At 71.4% G+C, this 17,172-nt stretch carries 14 protein-coding genes and 1 tRNA gene; 7 read left to right on the forward strand and 8 right to left on the reverse strand.

Annotation, left to right across the window (positions count from 1 at the left end; translation table 11 throughout):
* Positions 1-22 precede the first annotated feature (22 nt).
* The gene (locus tag DPM19_RS27645; RefSeq protein WP_111870974.1) at positions 23-3,400 is read right to left on the reverse strand and encodes a tetratricopeptide repeat protein; all 3,378 of its coding nucleotides are present in this window, start codon (positions 3,398-3,400) and stop codon (positions 23-25) included.
* A gap of 285 nt (positions 3,401-3,685) precedes the next feature.
* Here DPM19_RS27645 and DPM19_RS27650 point away from each other — a divergent pair, with 285 nt between their 5' ends.
* Positions 3,686-4,123, forward strand: coding sequence for a hypothetical protein (locus tag DPM19_RS27650; RefSeq protein WP_146779012.1), 438 nt, complete (start codon positions 3,686-3,688; stop codon positions 4,121-4,123).
* 269 nt (positions 4,124-4,392) lie between these two features.
* Complete coding sequence (locus tag DPM19_RS27655) at positions 4,393-6,015, forward strand: ABC-F family ATP-binding cassette domain-containing protein (protein ID WP_111870976.1); 1,623 nt, start codon at positions 4,393-4,395, stop codon at positions 6,013-6,015.
* 416 nt (positions 6,016-6,431) lie between these two features.
* Here the strand turns inward: DPM19_RS27655 and DPM19_RS27665 are convergent.
* Positions 6,432-6,504 (reverse strand) — tRNA-Asn (locus DPM19_RS27665).
* A gap of 150 nt (positions 6,505-6,654) precedes the next feature.
* Here DPM19_RS27665 and DPM19_RS27670 point away from each other — a divergent pair.
* On the forward strand, positions 6,655-6,960 hold the full coding sequence (locus tag DPM19_RS27670) for a YtxH domain-containing protein (RefSeq protein ID WP_111870978.1): 306 nt from the start codon (positions 6,655-6,657) through the stop codon (positions 6,958-6,960).
* Between the two features lie 54 nt (positions 6,961-7,014).
* Here DPM19_RS27670 and DPM19_RS27675 read toward each other — a convergent pair whose 3' ends face one another.
* Complete coding sequence (locus tag DPM19_RS27675; RefSeq protein WP_111870979.1) at positions 7,015-7,503, reverse strand: hypothetical protein; 489 nt, start codon at positions 7,501-7,503, stop codon at positions 7,015-7,017.
* 194 nt (positions 7,504-7,697) lie between these two features.
* Between DPM19_RS27675 and DPM19_RS27680 the strand changes: the two genes are divergently transcribed.
* Positions 7,698-8,546, forward strand: coding sequence for a class I SAM-dependent methyltransferase (locus DPM19_RS27680; RefSeq protein WP_111871003.1), 849 nt, complete (start codon positions 7,698-7,700; stop codon positions 8,544-8,546).
* Between the two features lie 146 nt (positions 8,547-8,692).
* Here the strand turns inward: DPM19_RS27680 and DPM19_RS27685 are convergent, their stop codons facing one another.
* From DPM19_RS27685 to DPM19_RS27705, 5 genes are read right to left on the reverse strand one after another with little or no spacing between them, the layout of a single operon-like run.
* Positions 8,693-9,931 (reverse strand): ABC transporter substrate-binding protein, encoded by a 1,239-nt coding sequence (locus DPM19_RS27685; RefSeq protein ID WP_233510796.1) that lies wholly within the window; start codon positions 9,929-9,931, stop codon positions 8,693-8,695.
* Between the two features lie 56 nt (positions 9,932-9,987).
* Positions 9,988-11,061 (reverse strand): branched-chain amino acid ABC transporter permease, encoded by a 1,074-nt coding sequence (locus DPM19_RS27690; RefSeq protein WP_233510797.1) that lies wholly within the window; start codon positions 11,059-11,061, stop codon positions 9,988-9,990.
* Positions 11,054-11,944, reverse strand: a complete 891-nt coding sequence (locus tag DPM19_RS27695; protein WP_111870981.1) for a branched-chain amino acid ABC transporter permease — start codon at positions 11,942-11,944, stop codon at positions 11,054-11,056. Before DPM19_RS27695 ends, DPM19_RS27690 begins: the two co-directional genes overlap by 8 nt.
* Positions 11,941-12,759, reverse strand: coding sequence for an ABC transporter ATP-binding protein (locus DPM19_RS27700; RefSeq protein WP_111871005.1), 819 nt, complete (start codon positions 12,757-12,759; stop codon positions 11,941-11,943). Before DPM19_RS27700 ends, DPM19_RS27695 begins: the two co-directional genes overlap by 4 nt.
* Entirely contained in the window at positions 12,756-13,556 is an 801-nt protein-coding gene (locus DPM19_RS27705) for an ABC transporter ATP-binding protein (protein ID WP_111870982.1), read from the reverse strand. The genes DPM19_RS27700 and DPM19_RS27705 overlap by 4 nt, the downstream gene beginning before the upstream one ends.
* Before the next feature lie 205 nt (positions 13,557-13,761).
* On the opposite strand from DPM19_RS27705, the gene DPM19_RS27710 reads away from it, so the two are divergent.
* The 3 genes from DPM19_RS27710 (at position 13,762) to DPM19_RS27720 (ending at position 17,006) form a co-directional block, all read left to right on the forward strand.
* Entirely contained in the window at positions 13,762-14,964 is a 1,203-nt protein-coding gene (locus tag DPM19_RS27710) for a PucR family transcriptional regulator (protein WP_111870983.1), read from the forward strand.
* A gap of 24 nt (positions 14,965-14,988) precedes the next feature.
* On the forward strand, positions 14,989-16,176 hold the full coding sequence (locus DPM19_RS27715) for a sensor histidine kinase (protein WP_111870984.1): 1,188 nt from the start codon (positions 14,989-14,991) through the stop codon (positions 16,174-16,176).
* An 83-nt stretch (positions 16,177-16,259) separates the two neighbouring features.
* Entirely contained in the window at positions 16,260-17,006 is a 747-nt protein-coding gene (locus DPM19_RS27720) for a LytR/AlgR family response regulator transcription factor (protein WP_199485318.1), read from the forward strand.
* Positions 17,007-17,172 lie beyond the last annotated feature (166 nt).

Genomic DNA, 17,172 nt, shown 5'->3' on the forward strand with positions numbered 1-17,172 from the left:
ACGAGGAGGAGAGCCTTCGCCGTCACGGGTCCGCACGGATATCGTCGGCGCCGGCCTGGAAGCGGAGCGTTTCAGGCCGGTCGCCGGCCCGGTGCGCCGCGCTACGGGCGTACCGGGAATGGAGAAGGGCCTGGTCACGGTCGCCCATGGCTCGGTAGGCATCGGCGATACCGCTCAGGATCTGCGCCTGGACGCCCTGGTTGCCGACTTCGCGCGCGCACTCCAGGGCCCTGCGGTACTGGGCGATCGCCTGGTCGTGCCGGCCGAAGTGGCGGTTGACATGGCCGAGGCCGGCCAGCGCGAAGCTTTCGCACCATCGGTCGCCGGTGTCCCTGGTCAGGGCCAGGAGGTACGCGAAGTCGCTCATCGCCTCGGCGTACCCGCCCGTCGCCAGCTGGGCCATGCCCTTGCCGGTGAGCGCGAGGCTCTCGGTCCACCGGTCGCCGGTGTCCCTGGTCAGCGTCAGCGCGTGCTGGAAATCGTCCATGGCCCGGGCGGGCCGGCCGGCGACGAGATGGGCCAGCCCCCGCCCCGCCAGGGCCAGGCTCTCGCCCGTCCGGTCGCCGACCTCCCGGGTGAGCGCCGTCGCCTCGTCGAACCTGGTCAGCGCCTCCGGATGCCGGTCCAGGTGGATGCAGGCGTAGCCGATGCCGGCGAGTGCCATGCCCTCTCCCCACCGGTCGCGGACTTCGCGGTTGACGGCGAGCGCTTCCTGGAAGTGGTGCAGGCTCTCGCGCGGACTGCCGAGCTGGCGGTGGGCGTTGCCCACCCCGATGAGGGCGCGGCCCTCCCCCCAGCGGTCATCGACCTGCCGGTAGAGGTCCGCGGATCGTTGCTGGTGGCCGAGGGCTTCGGCGGCTCGCCCGGTGCGGTCGAAGATGAAACCGAGGTGGTTCAACGTCTTGGCCTCGCCCTGGAGGTCGGCGCCGGCCCGGTCCATGGCCAGTGCCCGCCGGTGGTGCTCCAGCGCCTGGGGGAGCTGCCCGGACCGCCAGTAGGCGAGGCCCAGCTGCCTGAGGATCTCGGCTTCGACCCGGCGGTCGCCCAGTTCCCGTGCCGCCGCGAGCGCCAGGCCGTGGGTGTCGATCCAGTCGTGGACGTATCCGCGGGTGAAGAAGAACTGCGCGAGGACCAGGGCGAGCTGCCAGGTCTGCAGGTGCCTGCGCTGTTCGGCCGAGGCCGTGATGGCGGCGATGAGGTTGGCGCGTTCGGCCTCCAGCCAGGCCACGGCCTCGGCGGCGGTCGCCGGCCTGGGGCCACCCCGCGGCAGGCCGGCCGCGGCCTGGACGAACCTCGGCCTGTCCGAATCCAGGAGGTCCGCGGCGCTCGCGGCGGTGCCCAGGTACCAGCCGTGGAGACGATCCACCGCCGCACGCCGTTCCTCGGGGCCGTCCTCCGTCCGGGCACGTTCCCCGGCGTAGAGGCGGAGCAGGTCGTGGAAGGCGTAACGTCCCGGTGCGTGCTGCTGGAGCAGGTGCACGGCGGCGAGGTGCGCCAGCGCCCGCTCGGCCCGCGCCGCCGGGACGGCGGCGAGCGCCGCGACGGTCTCGACGGTGAAGTCCGGGCCGGGTATCAGGCCGAGCAGCCGGAACGACCTGCGGATCTCCGCCGGCAGTGCCTCATAGGACAGGTCGAAGGCGACCCGTACCGAACTCTGGCTGTCACCGTCGACCTGCAGGGCCGCGAGCCGGTTGCCCTCAGTGAGCTCAGCGACGTAGTCGGCGACGCTGCGGTGCGGATCGTTGTCGAGGTTGGCGGCCGAGACGCGCATGGCCAGCGGCAGGTAGGCGCACAGCCTGGCGAGCTCCGCCACGGCGCCCGACTGTACCGGTCTCCGTCCCATCGCCGCGGTCAGGAGAGCCACCGCCTCGCCGTGCGGAAGGGGGTGCAGGACGATCCGGTGGGCGCCCTCCCTGGCGACGAGCCCGCCGAGGCGGTTGCGGCTGGTGATCACGACCGCGCAGCCGGCGGCGCCGAGCAGCAGGGGACGGACCTGGTCCACGCCGTTGCAGTTGTCCAGCACGATGAGCACCCGCCGCTCGGCCAGCAACGACCGGTAGAGGCCGGCGGCCTCGTCCAGCCCGGTGGGTACGCGGGCCGCGGGCACCCCCAGCGAACGGAGGATGAGGGTGAGCGCCCGGATGGGACGCAGCGGCTGGCTGGAGTCGTAGCCGCGCAGATCGACGTAGAGCTGGCCGTCGGGAAAGCGTTCACGGACGCGATGCGCCCAGTGCACCGCCAGGGCGGTCTTGCCCACCCCCGCGCTGCCGACGATCAGCAGGATCGCCGTCCCGCCCTGCCCGAGACCGGCGTCCAGCCGTTCCAGCGGGGACCTGCGGCCGGTGAACGCCGGGACGTCGGCGGGTAACTGGGCGGGCACCGGCCGCCCGGACCGGGCCCGCGGTTGCGCGGCCACCGGCTCGCGAGCCTGTAACACCCGCAGATGGGCTTCTTGGACCTCTGCCCCGGGGCTCACCCCGAGCTCGTCGGACAGCCGCACGCGCAACCCCTCGAACACGCGCAGGGCCGCCGTCTGCTGCCCGCTTCCGGCCAGCGCCGTCATGAGCTTCGCGTGCAGCCCCTCGTGCAGCGGCTCCTGTTCCAGCAGCCGCCACAACTGCTCGACGGCCCTGTCGTGCCCGCCCTGCTCGATGGCGAGATCGGCGTGGGCCAGCGCCGCGGCGACCCGCCGCCTGGCCACCGCCACCGCGGCCGGGTGCTGGTGCAGCCGGACGGGGAGGTCGGCGAGCACCGCTCCCCGCCAGTAGGCCAGGGCGTCGCCGTAGAGGTCCGCCGCCACCGCGGGCTCCTGCCGGCGGGCAGCGTCGGCGCGGGCGACCAGCCCGTCGAAGCGCGCCAGGTCGAGCCGATCCCCGGCGGCGCCCGCCAGCGTGTACCCGGCCCGGTCCCTGACGATCGCCTGGGAACCGAGGACCTTGCGCAGCCGGGTGATGTAGGTGTGCACCAGGTTCCGGCACGAATCCGGCGGGTCGTCACCCCAGAGGACGTCGATGATCTCCGCCTGGCCGACGACGTGCCCCGGCTGGAGCGCCAGCAGGCCGAGCAGGGCACGTTGCTTCGCCGGACCGACGTCGACCGGCACGCCGTCCCGGTGCACGGCCAGCGGCCCGAGCACGGCGACGAGCAGGCCGGCCGCCCCGGACCCGCCCCCGGTGGGGGGATCGTCGGCGGCGGGGAGCGGGTCGGCGCCGTCGAGCCCGAGCACCGCCGCGAGCCGCCGAACGGATTCCGGCCGGGGCCGCCGTACCTGTCCCTGTTCGATGTGGCGCACCGTGCGGACGCTCACCCCCGCCCGGCTCGCCAGCTGCCGCTGGGTCAGCCGCATGCGGATCCGCCCGGCCCGCACCAGCTCGCCGAAGGACTCCGGGCCGTCCGTCACGGTGTCGGCTCCCCGAGCATTTCCGGCCGTGCCTCCACGACGCCTCCCCCTTGGCCGGCACCCGGATTGCCGGTCTTGCCGCTCGCCCGAAAGATCATGATATAGGCCGGTGTTTCCTTGCAGGCCAGTGGCGGCGGCCTTGCGGAGAACGGTTGACAGAAACGTTCAACTTCGGCTCAACCGGCCCTGCTTAGCGTGTGGAACACCACTCGGGTCACCCGACATGGTGTGTCCCGCCGGTGGTCAGGGTCCGGCCCTGCGGGAGCCGGAAAGGAAGAGGTCGAAATGTCGCGCAAGAAATTGCTGAACAGAACTCGTGCGGCCGCCGGAGTGGCCGCGGCGCTGCCGCTGGTCTCGGCCGCACCGGCCCAGGCGGCGCCGGCGCCCACCTGCGTGGTCTTCGGTGGCCCCAGGCTCACCGCCTGCGCCGACTTCGGGCCCGACGACGTCTGGTCATGGGGTGAGTACGACTCCAGGTACTACAAGAGTGTGACCATCACGCTCCAGGCGAACGTCCCCTTCAACGGTATCGGCTGGAACAACGTCGGCAGCCCCGCCTCGGTGCCCTACGCCTCCAACGGCTACCTCAGGAAGCTCAAGACCGCCGTGTTCAAAGTGCAGGACGTGAAGAATTACGGCGGGGTCGAAGTCAGGGCATGCCTCATCTACACCCTCTACAACAACAACGTCGGAGGAGGCTGTTCGGCCGGCCGCGTGATCTGAGCGTTCGTTCAGCCGGGGCCGGTACACCGGCCCCGGCCGTTCGTGCCCGCGATGAGATCGCCGGTTCGAAGGCGACGGCGCGAGCCACGGCGGTCGCCGCGAAGCCGTCCGGTACAGTGGGCGCATGCATCTGTACTTCCTCTGAGGACGACCGGCTCGGCCCCCCGTTCCGGGTGCGGCCGAACACGTCTGCCGTCGTCTCTCACCTTCAGGTTCCCCGTCTCCACGCCGCTGCGCCGGCGCGCGGGAGCCTGCCTTCAGAGGAAGTCATGTCCGCCATCACTGCTTTGCCGGCTCGTGCGCGGGCCCATCTCAACGCCATCGACCTGTACCTTGCCCGCGGCGGCCGACCGGTCCTGACCGGTGTGGACCTGACCGTTTCCCCCGGTGACCGGCTGGGGGTGGTGGGCGAGAACGGCCGTGGGAAGACCACGCTGCTGCAGGTCCTCGCGGGGACGCTGGTTCCCGACTCCGGCACCGTGCACCGGGCCGGCACGCTGGGCGTCGCCGACCAGGAGATGCCGATCGGCGAGGACCGCACGGTCGGTGACCTGATCGACGTCGAACTCGCCCAGGTGCGCGCGGTGCTCCGCGCGTTCGAGTCGGCCACCCTCGCCCTGGTCGAGGAACGGCCCGGCGCCGAGCACGCCTACGCCGACGCACTCGCGGCGGCGGAGTCCATCGACGCGTGGGACGCCGACCGCCGCGTCGACATCTCGCTGGCCGCCCTCAGCGCGGTGACCGACCGGGCCCGGCCGCTGGCCGGCCTGTCCGTCGGGCAGCGTTACCGGATCCGGCTGGCCTGCCTGCTGGGCGCCGGGCACGACCTGCTGCTGCTGGACGAGCCCACCAACCATCTCGACGCCGACGGCCTGGACCACCTGACGGCCAGGCTCCGCGAGCATCCGGGCGGGTTGGTGCTGGTCAGCCACGACCGGGCGTTGCTGTCCGACGTGGCCACCGCGGTACTGGACCTCGACCCGACCAGCGACGGCCGTCCCCGTACCTACGGGGCCGGGTACGCGGGCTACCTGGAGGGGCGGCACGCCGAGCGGGAACGCTGGGAGACCGCCTACCGGGACCAGCAGACCGAACGGCAACGCCTGGCCCAGGACCTCTCCGCGGCCCAGAACCGCCTGTCCACCGGCTGGCGACCGGAGAAGGGAACCGGCAAGCACACCCGCGCGACCCGTGCACCGGCCCTGGTGCGGGCGGTACACCGGCGCCAGGAGGAGTTGGAGGCACACGTCGTCGACGTACCCAAGCCACCGCTGCGGTTCCAACTACCGAGACTCGACGCCCCACCGGGAGCCACCCTGCTGCGCGCCGACGACGTGACGTCGCACGGCAGGCTCACCACCCCCCGCTCGGTGCTGCTGCGATCAGGCGACCGCCTGGTGGTGACGGGCCCCAACGGTTCGGGCAAGTCGAGCCTGCTCTCCATACTCGCCGGGACGCTACCCCCCGACGAAGGAACCGTTCAGCGAAAACGAGGCACCCGCATCAGGCTGCTGACCCAGGAGTCCCCACCACCCTCACAGCGCAGAGCCTTCGAGGTCTACGAAGCCACCGTAGGCCGACTGGTCAGCTCAGGGGAACTGGCCGAGCCCGACACGATCGGCCTAACCCAACTGGGCCTGCTCCCTTCCGAAGCAGCCCACCGCCCGGTCACCGAGTTGTCGATCGGCCAGCAACGCCGCCTGGACCTGGCCATTCTGCTGGCAGCCCGCCCACAAGTCGTACTACTAGACGAACCAACCAACCACCTATCAATGACCTTGGTAGAGGACCTAACCCAAGCCCTGACCACAACAGGCGCCGCAGTAGTACTAGCCACCCACGACAGACAACTACTACGCGACACAAAGCCCTGGCCCCAACTCCACCTATAAGCCGAACCCCACCCCCACCGAGCCAACCCTCCACCGAGCAGCCTGCTACTCATCGCTCTCGGACAAGGGGACGCCACTGGACAAGATCGCACTATCGGTCGGCACAGGCCATAAACCTGATCTCCCCGAACCTCAACAAGCCCACCGTGTTACTCACCGTGTTACTCACCTTGTTACTCACCACAAACATCAGGGCCGTCCCCACCAAAGGGAACGGCCCTGACCCATACCTATACACAAACACCGCAAGCTCCAAGAAGCCCCCGAAAGAAACCCCTGAGCCAACCAAAAGCCCCAGCCAAACACAGGGAGCGAAGCTCCCCCACGGGGGGCTCCGGGGGGTCGCCCCCCGGGCAAACACAACGGGCCCCGGCGAAGGCGAGCAAAGCTCGCCGAGCAGGATACGCCGCCTCGAGCTCCCGCGATTGGACTCGAACCAATAACCTGCCGGTTAACAGCCGGCTGCTCTGCCAATTGAGCTACGCGGGATCGGTGTGCCCGGAGGTGCGTGATGCGCTCCGGCCCGGACTAGGTTAGCGCACTTCGGGGCCTGCTTGCGCACCCGTGCGAGTGCATCGCTGCCTGCCGGGTATAGGGGCGACGTCCGTCAGCCAGATCCCCGGGGGTGGGAGAGAAGAGATGAAGAGTCGACTGCCGTTCGTCATCGGTGCCGCCGTGGGCTATGTGCTGGGCACCCGGGCCGGGCGTGAGCGCTACGAGCAGATCAAGCAGGCTTCGCAGCGCATGGCCGGGAACCCGACCGTCCAGGAGACCACGGAGGCGTTGAAGACCCGTGCCGGCGAGATCGCCGGCTCCGCCAAGGAGAAGGTGGACACCCGGTTGCATGACAGCCGGATCGGGAACCGCCTGCACCGCTCGCAGCCGTCCGGTACCGGAGAGCCGGTGCCGCCCCGGCAGGAGAGCGGTACTGGGACTCCCATGTGAGCCCGCGCCGCGCGTGACGGCCCCGTCCCTGGTGGGAGCGGGGCCGTGGTGTGTTCACAGGCCGGTGCGGCGCCGCAGGTCTGCCAGTACTTGTTCGGCCTGGGCGCGTAGTCCGGGGTCGGACGGGTCCATGCCGGGCTCGAAGATCATGTTCCATTGCACCCGGTCGCCGCCGATTGCCCGCCGGCCGGCGATGCGTACTCTGCCGCCGCCGGGTAGTTTCGCCTCGTGGTCGGTCACGACCGTGGCGGTGATCCGTTCGCGGACGGTCTCGGGCACGGAGCCGGGGTCGGTCAGCCCGACGTGGTGTTCGCCGTCGGGTTCGTGGACGTGTAGCCGGCCGTTCTCCCACTGCGCGTGGTCGATCCCCTCCCAGGGGAGGCGGGTGAAGCCGCCCTCTGCCGTGGGCAGGTGCAGCGCCGTCGTGGTGGCGACGACGTGGGAGCCGCCGCGGGTGGGCGCGTGGGCGAGTACCCGCTCCCCTCGGGCCAGGTCGAGTTCGTCGCGGACCGGCAACCGGGCCGCTTTCCAAGGCCACCGCATGGCCGCCACGGTACCTGCCCGGGGGCGTGCCCGGGCGGCCGGTCCGGGTGCGCCCTACGTGCCGGGTGTGGCCTTCTGGGAAATAAAGGCAATGTTCGACCAAATTGTCCCTATATGTCCGAACTGTATGAGGCGGGGTACCAGTAACCAGGAGAGACGCTCGGGCCGGACCCGCAGGAAGGACAGTGGACGGCATGCGGAACGTTGACTGGAGCGAGCGTGTCCGGCGGTACTTCGACGACCTCGGCGACCAGGAGTGGACGCGGCTGACGCAGACGCCCCGCGACCGGGTGGGGATGGAAGTGCACCGGCGGTTCGTCCAGCGGTTCGTGCGCCCGGGGGACCGGGTGCTGGAAGTGGGGGCGGGACCCGGCCGGTTCACCCTGCAACTGGCGGAACTCGGGGCGAAGATCGTGGTCACCGACATTTCGCCGGTGCAGCTGCGGCTGAACGAGGAGCACCTGCGCGGCACCGTCGCCGAGGACCGGGTGGAACGCCGCGAGCTGCTGGACGTGTGCGACACCACCCGCTACGACGACAGGGAGTTCAGCGCGGTCGTGGCCTACGGCGGCGCGCTGTCGTACGCGTTCGACGTGTACGAGGAGGCGCTGCGCGGGCTGCTGCGCGTCACCCGGCCGGGCGGCACCGTGGTCGCTTCGGTGCTGTCCCTGCTGGGCCTGTGGCGGGCGGCCCTCCCGGCGGTCGTCGCGCGGGCCCGGCTGGTCGGGGAGGACGCCAACGAGGAGGCGCTGCGCACCGGGGACCTGCGGCTGGCGGCGGTCGACGGCCAGTGCCATGTCTGCCGGCTGTTCCGGTGGAGCGACGTCGAGGACCTGGTGCCCGCGGCGGGCGGCCGGATCATCGCCGCCAGCGCGAGCAACTGGGCGTCCCTGGGCGACCCGGCGTCCCTGGCCGAGATCGAGGCCGACCCCGACCGCTGGGCCAGGTTCCTGGCCGCCGAGGTCGCCGCCTGCGAGGAGCCGGGCACGCTCGACGGCGGCACGCGCATCCTCTTCGCCGCCCGCCACCGGCTGGGTCACTGACCGGGCCGAGAACGGGCGGAGCCCCGGCCGGGCGGCCGGGGCTCCGTCATGACCCGCGGAGGGCGCGCTCGCGCGGGTCCGGGTCGTTCACGGGAAGCCCCCCTCCTGCCCCGACTGGGAGGAGGGCTTCCCGCGTCAGTGGGCGATCAGGCGAGGGGAACCTTGTACCCCTTGACCAGCTCGCTTTCGGTGCGGTTCTGGACGATCTTGGTGCCGCTGATGGCCTGCTCGTCCGGCTGGACGATGAAGGTCTGCAGGGTCGGGGGCTTGTCGAAGTAGGTGAAGTCCAGCGTCCCGCCCTGGCCGTTGTCGAAGGCGTTGGTGGACCGGTGCGCCTTGATCAGGCCTTCCCGGGTGAGGTCCTTGCTCGCGCAGGCCTTCTTGATCGCGTTGCCGATGATCTCGCCGGAGCTGTAGCCGGTGACCACCGCGGAGTCCTGCGGCTGGCCCGGGAACTTGGCCGCGTAGCCGTCGCGGATCTTCTTCAGCGCGGGCAGGTCCTCCTGGATGGGGATGCCGGCCGTGGCGATGTAGAAGCCCTGGAGCAGCGCGGGCTTGGCCTTGGTGGCCAGCAGCTGCTTGGCGTAGGCCGAGTTGCTGCCCAGGATCGGGCCCTTGAACCCGGCGACCCGGGCGACACCGGCCGCGGAGGCGCTCTGCGCCGGGCCGACGCTCAGCAGGATGCCGTCGACCTTCTGCTTGGCCAGGGCGCCGGCCTGGTTGGTCAGGTCGGTGTCGGTCGGCTTGATCTTCTGCTCGACGACCTTGAGCCCGTGCTTGTCGGCGGCGTACTTGGTGCCGAGCAGCGCGCTGGCGCCGTAGTCGTTGTCGAAGTAGATGTGGCCGAGCGTGCCGCCCTTCTTGACGGCCCCGGTCTTGACCAGCCAGTCGATGCCGTTGATCATGTCGACGTCGTAGGTCGGGCCGGTGATCTGGAGGTACTCGCTGCCGAGCAGCGTGTTCGACCACGCCATCGGGATGGTCAGGACCTTGTCGCTGTTGATCCGGGTCTTCAGCGCGGACGCCACGTGGGAGCCGATCAGCTGCGGGATCGCCAGCGTGCTGCCCTGCAGCTCGCTGTAGGCCGACATCGACTTCTGCACGTCGTAGCCCGCGTCGCGGACGACCAGCTCCAGCTTGCGGCCGCAGATGCCGCCGGCCTTGTTGATCTCTTCGACGTAGAGCTGCTCGGCCTGGGTGAGGCCCTTGCCCAGCGGCGCGTACGGGCCGGTGAGGTCGGTGATGACGCCGAGCTTGATCGTCGTGTCGGTGACGCCGGGGCCGTGCTTCACGCCGTCCTTGCCGGTGCCGCCGGACCCGCCGGTGGCCTTGTCGCTGCAGCCCGTGGCGGCCGCCAGCAGCACCGCCAGAACCGCCGCGCTCATGCGGATATTGAGCTTCATGCGGATTGTGCTCCTCTGATTTCGTGTCGGGGCAGGAGTCAAACGGCCCGGTGACGGCGTGCGGCCACGGCCAGACGGATCCGTGTCCACATGCCGAAGAGCCCACCGGGCAGGAAGAGCACCACGGCGACGACTGCGGCGCCGTAGATGATGCGTGCGGCCTCGGCGGGGGAGAAACCGCCGGAACCAGGCGCGGCGACCAGGGGCAGACCATCGCTGTAGCGGGTCAGCACCTGGGGCAACAGCGTGATGAACACGGCGCCGATCATGGCTCCGGCCACCGTGCCCAGACCCCCGATGACGATCATTGCGAGGTAGTCCAGGGCCAGGATGATCCCGAAGTAGTCCGGCACCGTCTGGCGGAAGACCAGCGCGAGGATCACTCCCGCCAGCCCCGCGTACATCGAGGAGAGGACGAACACGGCGGCCCGGTAGCGGGCCACCGGCACGCCCATCACCCCTGCCGCGATCTCGTGGTCGCGGATGGTGTTGAGCGCCCGCCCCGGCCGGCCGCGCAGCACGCCGCGCGCCACCCAGGCGGAGATCACCAGCAGGATCAGGGCGAGGAACCACAGCCGCTCGAACGCCCCGAGCGGCACGTTGGCCACCACCAGCTCGGGGGAGTCGTCGAAGACCAGGAAACCCAGGTCCAGCGGTGGCACCTGCCGCCCGTTGTGGCTGCCGGTGACGGATTCGGCATTGGACAGGATGTGCTGCCCGATGAAGATCAGCGCCAGGGTGGCGATGCCCAGGTACGTGCCCTTCAGCCGTCCCGCGATCGGGCTGAAGATCCCGCCGACCAGGCCGGCGAGCAGCACCGCGAGGATCGCCGCCACCGGGGTGGGCAGGCCGAGCCCGACGAAGTGGTTGTCGGACTCGGAGGCGAAGTAGACGTACCCGTAGGCGCCGACCGCGAGGAAGAACGCGTGGCCCAGGGAGAGCTGGCCGGTGGCCCCGGTCAGCAGGTTCAGGCCGATGGCGCCGATCGCGGCGGCGATGGCGAACAGCCCGGCCTGCATCCAGAAGGTGTCGGCGTAGAAGGGGACGAGCAGCATCAGCGCGACGCCGGCGACCAGGGCGCTGATCCGCACCCAGCGAGGACTCTCAAACACGGGTCAGCTCCCTCGTTCCGAACAGACCGGCCGGCCGGGCCAGCAGGATCAGCACCATGACCACGTAGGGGGCGACCCCGCTGAGACCGTGGCCGAGGAAGTGCAACTGGTCCTGGTAGCCGGTGGCCAGCGACTCGGTGAGCCCGACGATCAGCCCGCCCACCAGCGCGCCGGTGGTCGAGTCGAGCCCGCCGAGGATGGCCGCCGGGAACGCCTTCAGCGCCACCAGCGAGGTGTTTCGGTCGAGTCCGGGTGTGGGGAAGACCGTCAGGAACAGCGCGGCCACCGCGGCCAGCGCGCCCGCCACCGCCCATGCGCCCAGCGAGACCCGCGACAGCTTGATGCCCATCAGCGAGGCCGTCTCGGAGTCCTCCGCGGCGGCCCGCATCGCGACCCCCCAGGTGGTGTAGCGGAAGGCCAGCAGGAACGCGGTGATCAGCACGGTCGCCACGAGCAGCGCCGCGATCCGGGTCTGCGGGATGGTGATCCCCGCGAAGGTGACGCTCTGGCTGCCCCAGGGGTCGCCGAGGTCGAGCACGTCGGTGCCGATGCGCCGGACCAGTTCGGTGGTCAGCAGGATGTCGACGCCGATGGTGACGATCGCCAGCACGCCGTGGTCGCTGGTCCGGCCCCGCCGCAGCACCAGGAACTCCACGAGCATCCCGACCACGGCGGCCGTGAGCATGCCGGCGGCCAGCGCCGGCAGGAAGCCGATGTCGTCGTGGAACACGGCGGTGATGTAGCCGCCCACCAGCAGCAGCGAGGCGTGGGCGAAGTTCACCACCTCGGTCGCCTTGAAGATGATGACGAAGCCGAGGGCGATCAGCGCGTAGACCGACCCGACCGACAGGCCGTTGACGACCAGCTCGATGAACTTAGTCAAGCCCGCTCCTTGTCCATGGAGACACCCGTCGCGTTCTCGTCGGAGACGCCGAGATACGCGCGGATGACCTCGGGGTTTTGCTGTACTTCGGCCGGCGGGCCGGAGGCGATGCGCTTGCCGAAGTCGAGGACCGTCACCTGGTCGGCGAGCTGCATGACCATGCCCATGTCGTGCTCGACCAGCAGGATGGAGATCCCCAGGTCCTCCTGGACGGCCTTGATCACCTCGGCCATCCGGCGGCGCTCGCCGCCGTTCATGCCGGCCACCGGCTCGTCGAGCATCAGCAGGATCGGCTCCATGGCCAGCGCCCGGGCCAGCTCGATCCGCTTCAGCACGCCGTACGGCAGCATCCCGGTGGGGGCCGCCAGGTACTCGCTCACGCCGACGAACGCGGCGATCTCGCGGACCCGGGCGCGGTGGTCCCGCTCTTCCCGCCGGTTCAGCGGCAGCCGCAGCCCGGCGGTGAGGAACCCGCTCCTGGTCAGCCGGTGCCGCCCGATCATGATGTTGTTCTCGACGCTCATCAGCTTCGAGAGCGCGATGTTCTGGAAGGTCCGGGCCATCCCGAGATGGGCGATCTTGTGCGGGGGCAGCTTGGTCAGCTCGTGCTCGCCGAACCGGACGCTGCCCGACGTGGCCCGGTAGACCCCGGACAGCACGTTGAAGCAGGTCGATTTGCCGGCCCCGTTGGGCCCGATCACAGCGTGGATGGTGCCGGGCGCCACGGTGAAGCCGACCGCGTCGAGGGCGGTGATGCCCGCGAACTTGACCGTCAGGTCGGACACCACGAGCTCGGGGATCCGCGGGGTGCTCATCCGGCCCACCTCGTCAGTTTCGGTCGGTCCTCGCGGTGCAGCGGGCCGCCCTCGTCGGTTTCGCCCACGCCGAGGTAGCGGCGCCTGACCTCGTCGGAGGCGGACAGCTCGGCGGACGTGCCCGACAGGGCGACCGAGCCCACCTCCAGGACGTACGCGTTGGTGGCCAGGCGCAGCGCCAGCGCCGCGTTCTGCTCGATCAGCAGCACCGACGTGCCCTGCTCGTTGATCGCGGCGATGGTCTCGCCGATGCGCTCGGCCATCATCGGCGCGAGCCCGAGCGTGGGCTCGTCCAGCAGCAGGACCTTCGGCGCGGCCATCAGGGCCCGGCCGATGGCCAGCATCTGCTGCTCGCCGCCGGACAGCAGCCCCGCGCGCTGCTTGTGCCGCTCCGCGAGGACCGGGAAGAGCTCCAGGATCCGTTCCCGGGTCGCGGCGGCCCCGGAGCGGCTGGCCGCTCCCAGCCCGCCGGCACGGAGGTTCTCGTCCACGGTGAGGCGGCCGAAGATCCGGCGTCCCTCGGGCACCTGGACGACGCCCCGGGCCACCACCGCCGGCGGCTGCAGGCCGCTCAGCTGCTGGTCGCCGTAGGTGATTGTGCCGCCGTCCACCGTGCCGCGGTGGAAGCCCAGGGTGCCTGAAATCGCCCGGAGCAGCGTCGTCTTGCCTGCTCCGTTGGCCCCGAGGACGGCGGTGACCGTTCCCGGCGCGACCTCAAGGGACACCCCGCGCAGAGCCTGGACGGATCTGCCGTAGTTGACCGTGAGGTCACGGATCGCGAGCATCGCGCTCGCCATGGGCGCCTCCCAATATCGTGTGGCAGGCACCACAGCATGGGCCGGCGAACAGCGTCCAGATCCCCCGGTCAAGTGGTGGCAGACATCCAACCGAGCCTTATTCGGGCTGTGCACGAGCACAGTCGGCGGTCGAATTCGGGTACCGCCGCTGGTTAGCCCGGACGTGCTGTGCCAGAGTGGCCTAAATCACCCGGGAGGTCCACCCATGCCCGTCGGAATCGACATCTCGCCCGAGGCGCCCGCAGCGCTGATGCGCGCGCTGTCCGGCAGGCTGCGCGACCAGGTGCCGGAGCTCACCGACAAGCTGGTCGCGGACGTTCTCGCCAACGACCCCAGCCATGTGGGCTTCGTCCCCAAAGACGAGTTCTGGCAGTCCGTCCACGACAGCCTGGCCGCCGCCATCGACCAGATGACGGGCCGGCCCCGCAAGGAGCGCCCCGACCTGTCGCTGGCCGAGCGCATCGGCCGGCGCCGCGCCGAGCAGGGGCTGCCGCTGGAGTCGCTGCTGCGCTGCTACCGGCTGGGCGGCCGGATCTTCTGGGAGGCGATGATCGACGTCGTCACCGAGGACGACCCCGACGCGCTGCCCATCCTGCTCCGCTACGCCAGCACGGTGTGGCACACCACCGAGCAGCAGTCCACCGTGGTTGCCGAGGCCTACCGCCGCACCGAGTCCGAGCTGCTGCGCCGCAGCACCGAGCGGGTGCAGGCGCTGCTGGACGCCCTGCTGGAGGGGCGCGGCGCCGACGGCGGGCTGGCCGGTGCGGCCGCCGCCGCGCTGGACCTGCCCGAGCGGGGCCGCTACGCCGTCCTCGTGCTGCGCGGCTCGCACCGCGACCCGGCGCTGGTCCGCCCGCAGGAGCTGGGCGGGCTGCGGTTCGCCTGGCGGCTGCGCGCGGAGAGCGAGGTCGCGGTGATCTCGCTGGGCGAGATGGACCTCGATGACGCGGTGCGGATCGTCACGCCGCTGCTGCGCGGTTCGGCCGGCATCAGCCCGGAGGTGGAGGGGCTGGCCGCGCTCGGCCGGGCGCGCTGGTTCGCCGAGGTCGCATTGGGCACCTGCCCACCCGGCGAGGCCCAGGTCGTGCGGCTGGACCGGCGGCTGCCCGCCGCCCTCGTGGTCGCCCAGCCGGACCTCGCGCACCACCTCGGCGAGGAGGTGCTGGGCCCGCTGGACGACCTCGACGCGGTCGACCGGGAGATCCTGCTGGAGACGCTGGCGACCTGGCTGGACTCCGAGGGCTCGGCGACCCGGACCGCCGGCCGCCTCTACTGCCACCGCAACACCGTCTTCAACCGGCTGCGCCGGCTCGAACAGCTCACCTCGCGGTCGCTGCACCGGCCGCGCGACGTGGTGGAACTGTCGCTGGCGCTGGACGCGATCAGGCTGGTCGACGGGAAGGTGTGACCGGGCACCCGTACGGTGAGGGGCGTGGAAGTCACCCTGACCGTGCTCGCCGTGCTGGCGTTCGCGAGCATCCCGGCCGCCGTGTCGTGGTGGGTCCGGGGCAACCGCCGCGACCTGGGCAGCCCCGCCGACCGGGCCACCTTCCACACCCTGCACACCGCCTCGCTGGCCGCGCCGCCGCTGCGCGCCGGGCTCACCGAGGCCGGCGCGCAGAAGGCGGTCAGGCACCTGCGGGGGCTGCTGGGCGCGGCGGCGGTGGCGCTCACCGCCGGGGAGCGGCTGCTGGCCTGGGACGGTACCGGTGAGCATCACGCCGCGGCCGTGCCCGAGCACGCCCGCGGCACCCTGGCCGGCGGCGGAACCAAAGTGCTGGGGGCGGACGTGGTGGACTGCGACCGGCTCGACTGCCCGATCCGGCACGCCGTCGTGGTGCCGCTGACCACCGACGACCGGGTGGTGGGCACCCTGGTGGCCTACGGCGGCGACGTCTCGGCCGGCCTGATCAGGGCGGCCGAGGAGGTCGGCCGCTGGGTCGACGCCCAACTGGAACTGGCCGAGCTCGACCGCTCCCGGACGCTGCTGATGGAGGCGGAGGTCCGGGCGCTGCGCGCGCAGATCTCGCCGCACTTCATCTACAACTCGCTCACCACCATCGCCTCGTTCATCCGCACCGACCCCGAGCGGGCCCGGGAACTGCTGCTGGAGTTCGCCGACTTCACCCGGTACTCCTTCCGGCGGCACGGCGACTTCACCACCCTCGCCGAGGAACTGCGCTCGGTCGACCGCTACCTGCTGCTCCAGCGCGCCCGGTTCGGCGACGACCGGCTGCAGGTGACGCTGCGGGTGGCCCCCGAGGTGCTGCCGGTGGCGGTCCCGTTCCTGTGCCTGCAGCCGCTGGTGGAGAACGCCGTCCGGCACGGGTTGCAGGACCGGCCCGAACCCGGCCGGATCACGATCCTGGCCGAGGACGCCCGGGCCGACTGCGTGATCAGCGTGGAGGACGACGGCGCCGGCATGGACCCCGAGCGGCTCCGGCAGGCCTTCGCCGGGGAGCCCGGGGACGAGTCCGGGATCGGCCTGGCCAACGTGGACGAGCGGCTGCGCCAGGTCTACGGCGACGAGTACGGGCTGGCCGTGGAGACCGCCCCCGGAGCCGGTACGAAGGTGACGCTGCGGGTGCCCAAGTACCGCCCAGGCGTGACCGCTTCGTAATTGACTTCCCCCGGTCCGCTGATCAGCCTGTAAAGACTGATTTACCGGGTAAGACCATGGCCGTTCGACTGGGGAGGGCGCTGATGACGGGCCTGCTGCGCGTGCTCGCGGCGGACGACGAGGCGCCCGCCCTCGACGACCTGACCTACCTGCTGCGCACCGACCCCCGGATCGGCGACATCGTGACCGCCCGGGACGGCGCCGCCGCGCTCCGCCATGTCGACCGGGCGCTGGGTGAGGCCCGCCCGATCGACGCGGTGTTCCTCGACATCCGGATGCCCGGCCTGGACGGCGTGGTGCTGGGCCGGCTGCTGGCGCAGTTCGCCCGCCCCCCGCGGATCGTCTACGTCACCGCCTACGACGGCCACGCCGTCGACGCGTTCGAGATCAAGGCCGCCGACTACCTGCTGAAACCCGTCCGCCCCGAACGCCTGGCCGAGGCGATCCGCCGGGTCGCCGACGACCCCACCACCCCCACCACCCCGGACGACACGGACACCGTCCCCGTAGAACTGTCCGGCGTGACCCGCTTCGTCGCCGCCGCCGACGTCTGCTACGTGGAGGCCCAGGGCGACTACGCCCGCCTGCACACCGCCTCCGGCAGCCACCTGGTCCGCATCCCCCTGGCCACCCTGGAGGAACGCTGGCGGGCCGCCGGCTTCGTCCGCATCCACCGCAGCCACCTGGTCGCCCTCCGCCACATCGAGGAACTCCGCCTGGACTCCGGCCGCTGCACCGTCCGCGTAGGCGGCACCGAACTCCCGGTCAGCCGCCGCCACACCCGCGAACTCCGCGACCTCCTCGTCCGCACCGCCCGGCGCACCCCATGACGGACACCCCATATCCCCCGCACCCCCCTGACCCCCCACACCCCCCGAACCCTCCCGACCTCTCGAACCCTCCCGATCCCGCTGACCCCCCAACCCCCCCCACCCCCCCCACCCCCCCCCCCCCCCACCCCCCCCCCCCCCCCCCCCCCCCCCCCCCCCCCCCCCC

Origin of the sequence: Actinomadura craniellae (assembly GCF_003289645.1) — a bacterium.
Lineage (GTDB): Bacteria > Actinomycetota > Actinomycetes > Streptosporangiales > Streptosporangiaceae > Actinomadura_D > Actinomadura_D craniellae.

What these genes read in the sequence shown, in the direction of transcription:
- DPM19_RS27650 (WP_146779012.1), top strand. Translation starts at nt 3,686, where the DNA reads ATGTCGCGCAAGAAATTGCTGAACAGAACTCGTGCGGCCGCCGGAGTG.
- DPM19_RS27700 (WP_111871005.1), bottom strand. Translation starts at nt 12,759, where the DNA reads ATGAGCACCCCGCGGATCCCCGAGCTCGTGGTGTCCGACCTGACGGTC.
- DPM19_RS27680 (WP_111871003.1), top strand. Translation starts at nt 7,698, where the DNA reads ATGCGGAACGTTGACTGGAGCGAGCGTGTCCGGCGGTACTTCGACGAC.
- DPM19_RS27685 (WP_233510796.1), bottom strand. Translation starts at nt 9,931, where the DNA reads ATGAGCGCGGCGGTTCTGGCGGTGCTGCTGGCGGCCGCCACGGGCTGC.
- DPM19_RS27655 (WP_111870976.1), top strand. Translation starts at nt 4,393, where the DNA reads ATGTCCGCCATCACTGCTTTGCCGGCTCGTGCGCGGGCCCATCTCAAC.
- DPM19_RS27705 (WP_111870982.1), bottom strand. Translation starts at nt 13,556, where the DNA reads ATGGCGAGCGCGATGCTCGCGATCCGTGACCTCACGGTCAACTACGGC.
- DPM19_RS27710 (WP_111870983.1), top strand. Translation starts at nt 13,762, where the DNA reads ATGCCCGTCGGAATCGACATCTCGCCCGAGGCGCCCGCAGCGCTGATG.
- DPM19_RS27675 (WP_111870979.1), bottom strand. Translation starts at nt 7,503, where the DNA reads ATGCGGTGGCCTTGGAAAGCGGCCCGGTTGCCGGTCCGCGACGAACTC.
- DPM19_RS27670 (WP_111870978.1), top strand. Translation starts at nt 6,655, where the DNA reads ATGAAGAGTCGACTGCCGTTCGTCATCGGTGCCGCCGTGGGCTATGTG.
- DPM19_RS27720 (WP_199485318.1), top strand. Translation starts at nt 16,260, where the DNA reads ATGACGGGCCTGCTGCGCGTGCTCGCGGCGGACGACGAGGCGCCCGCC.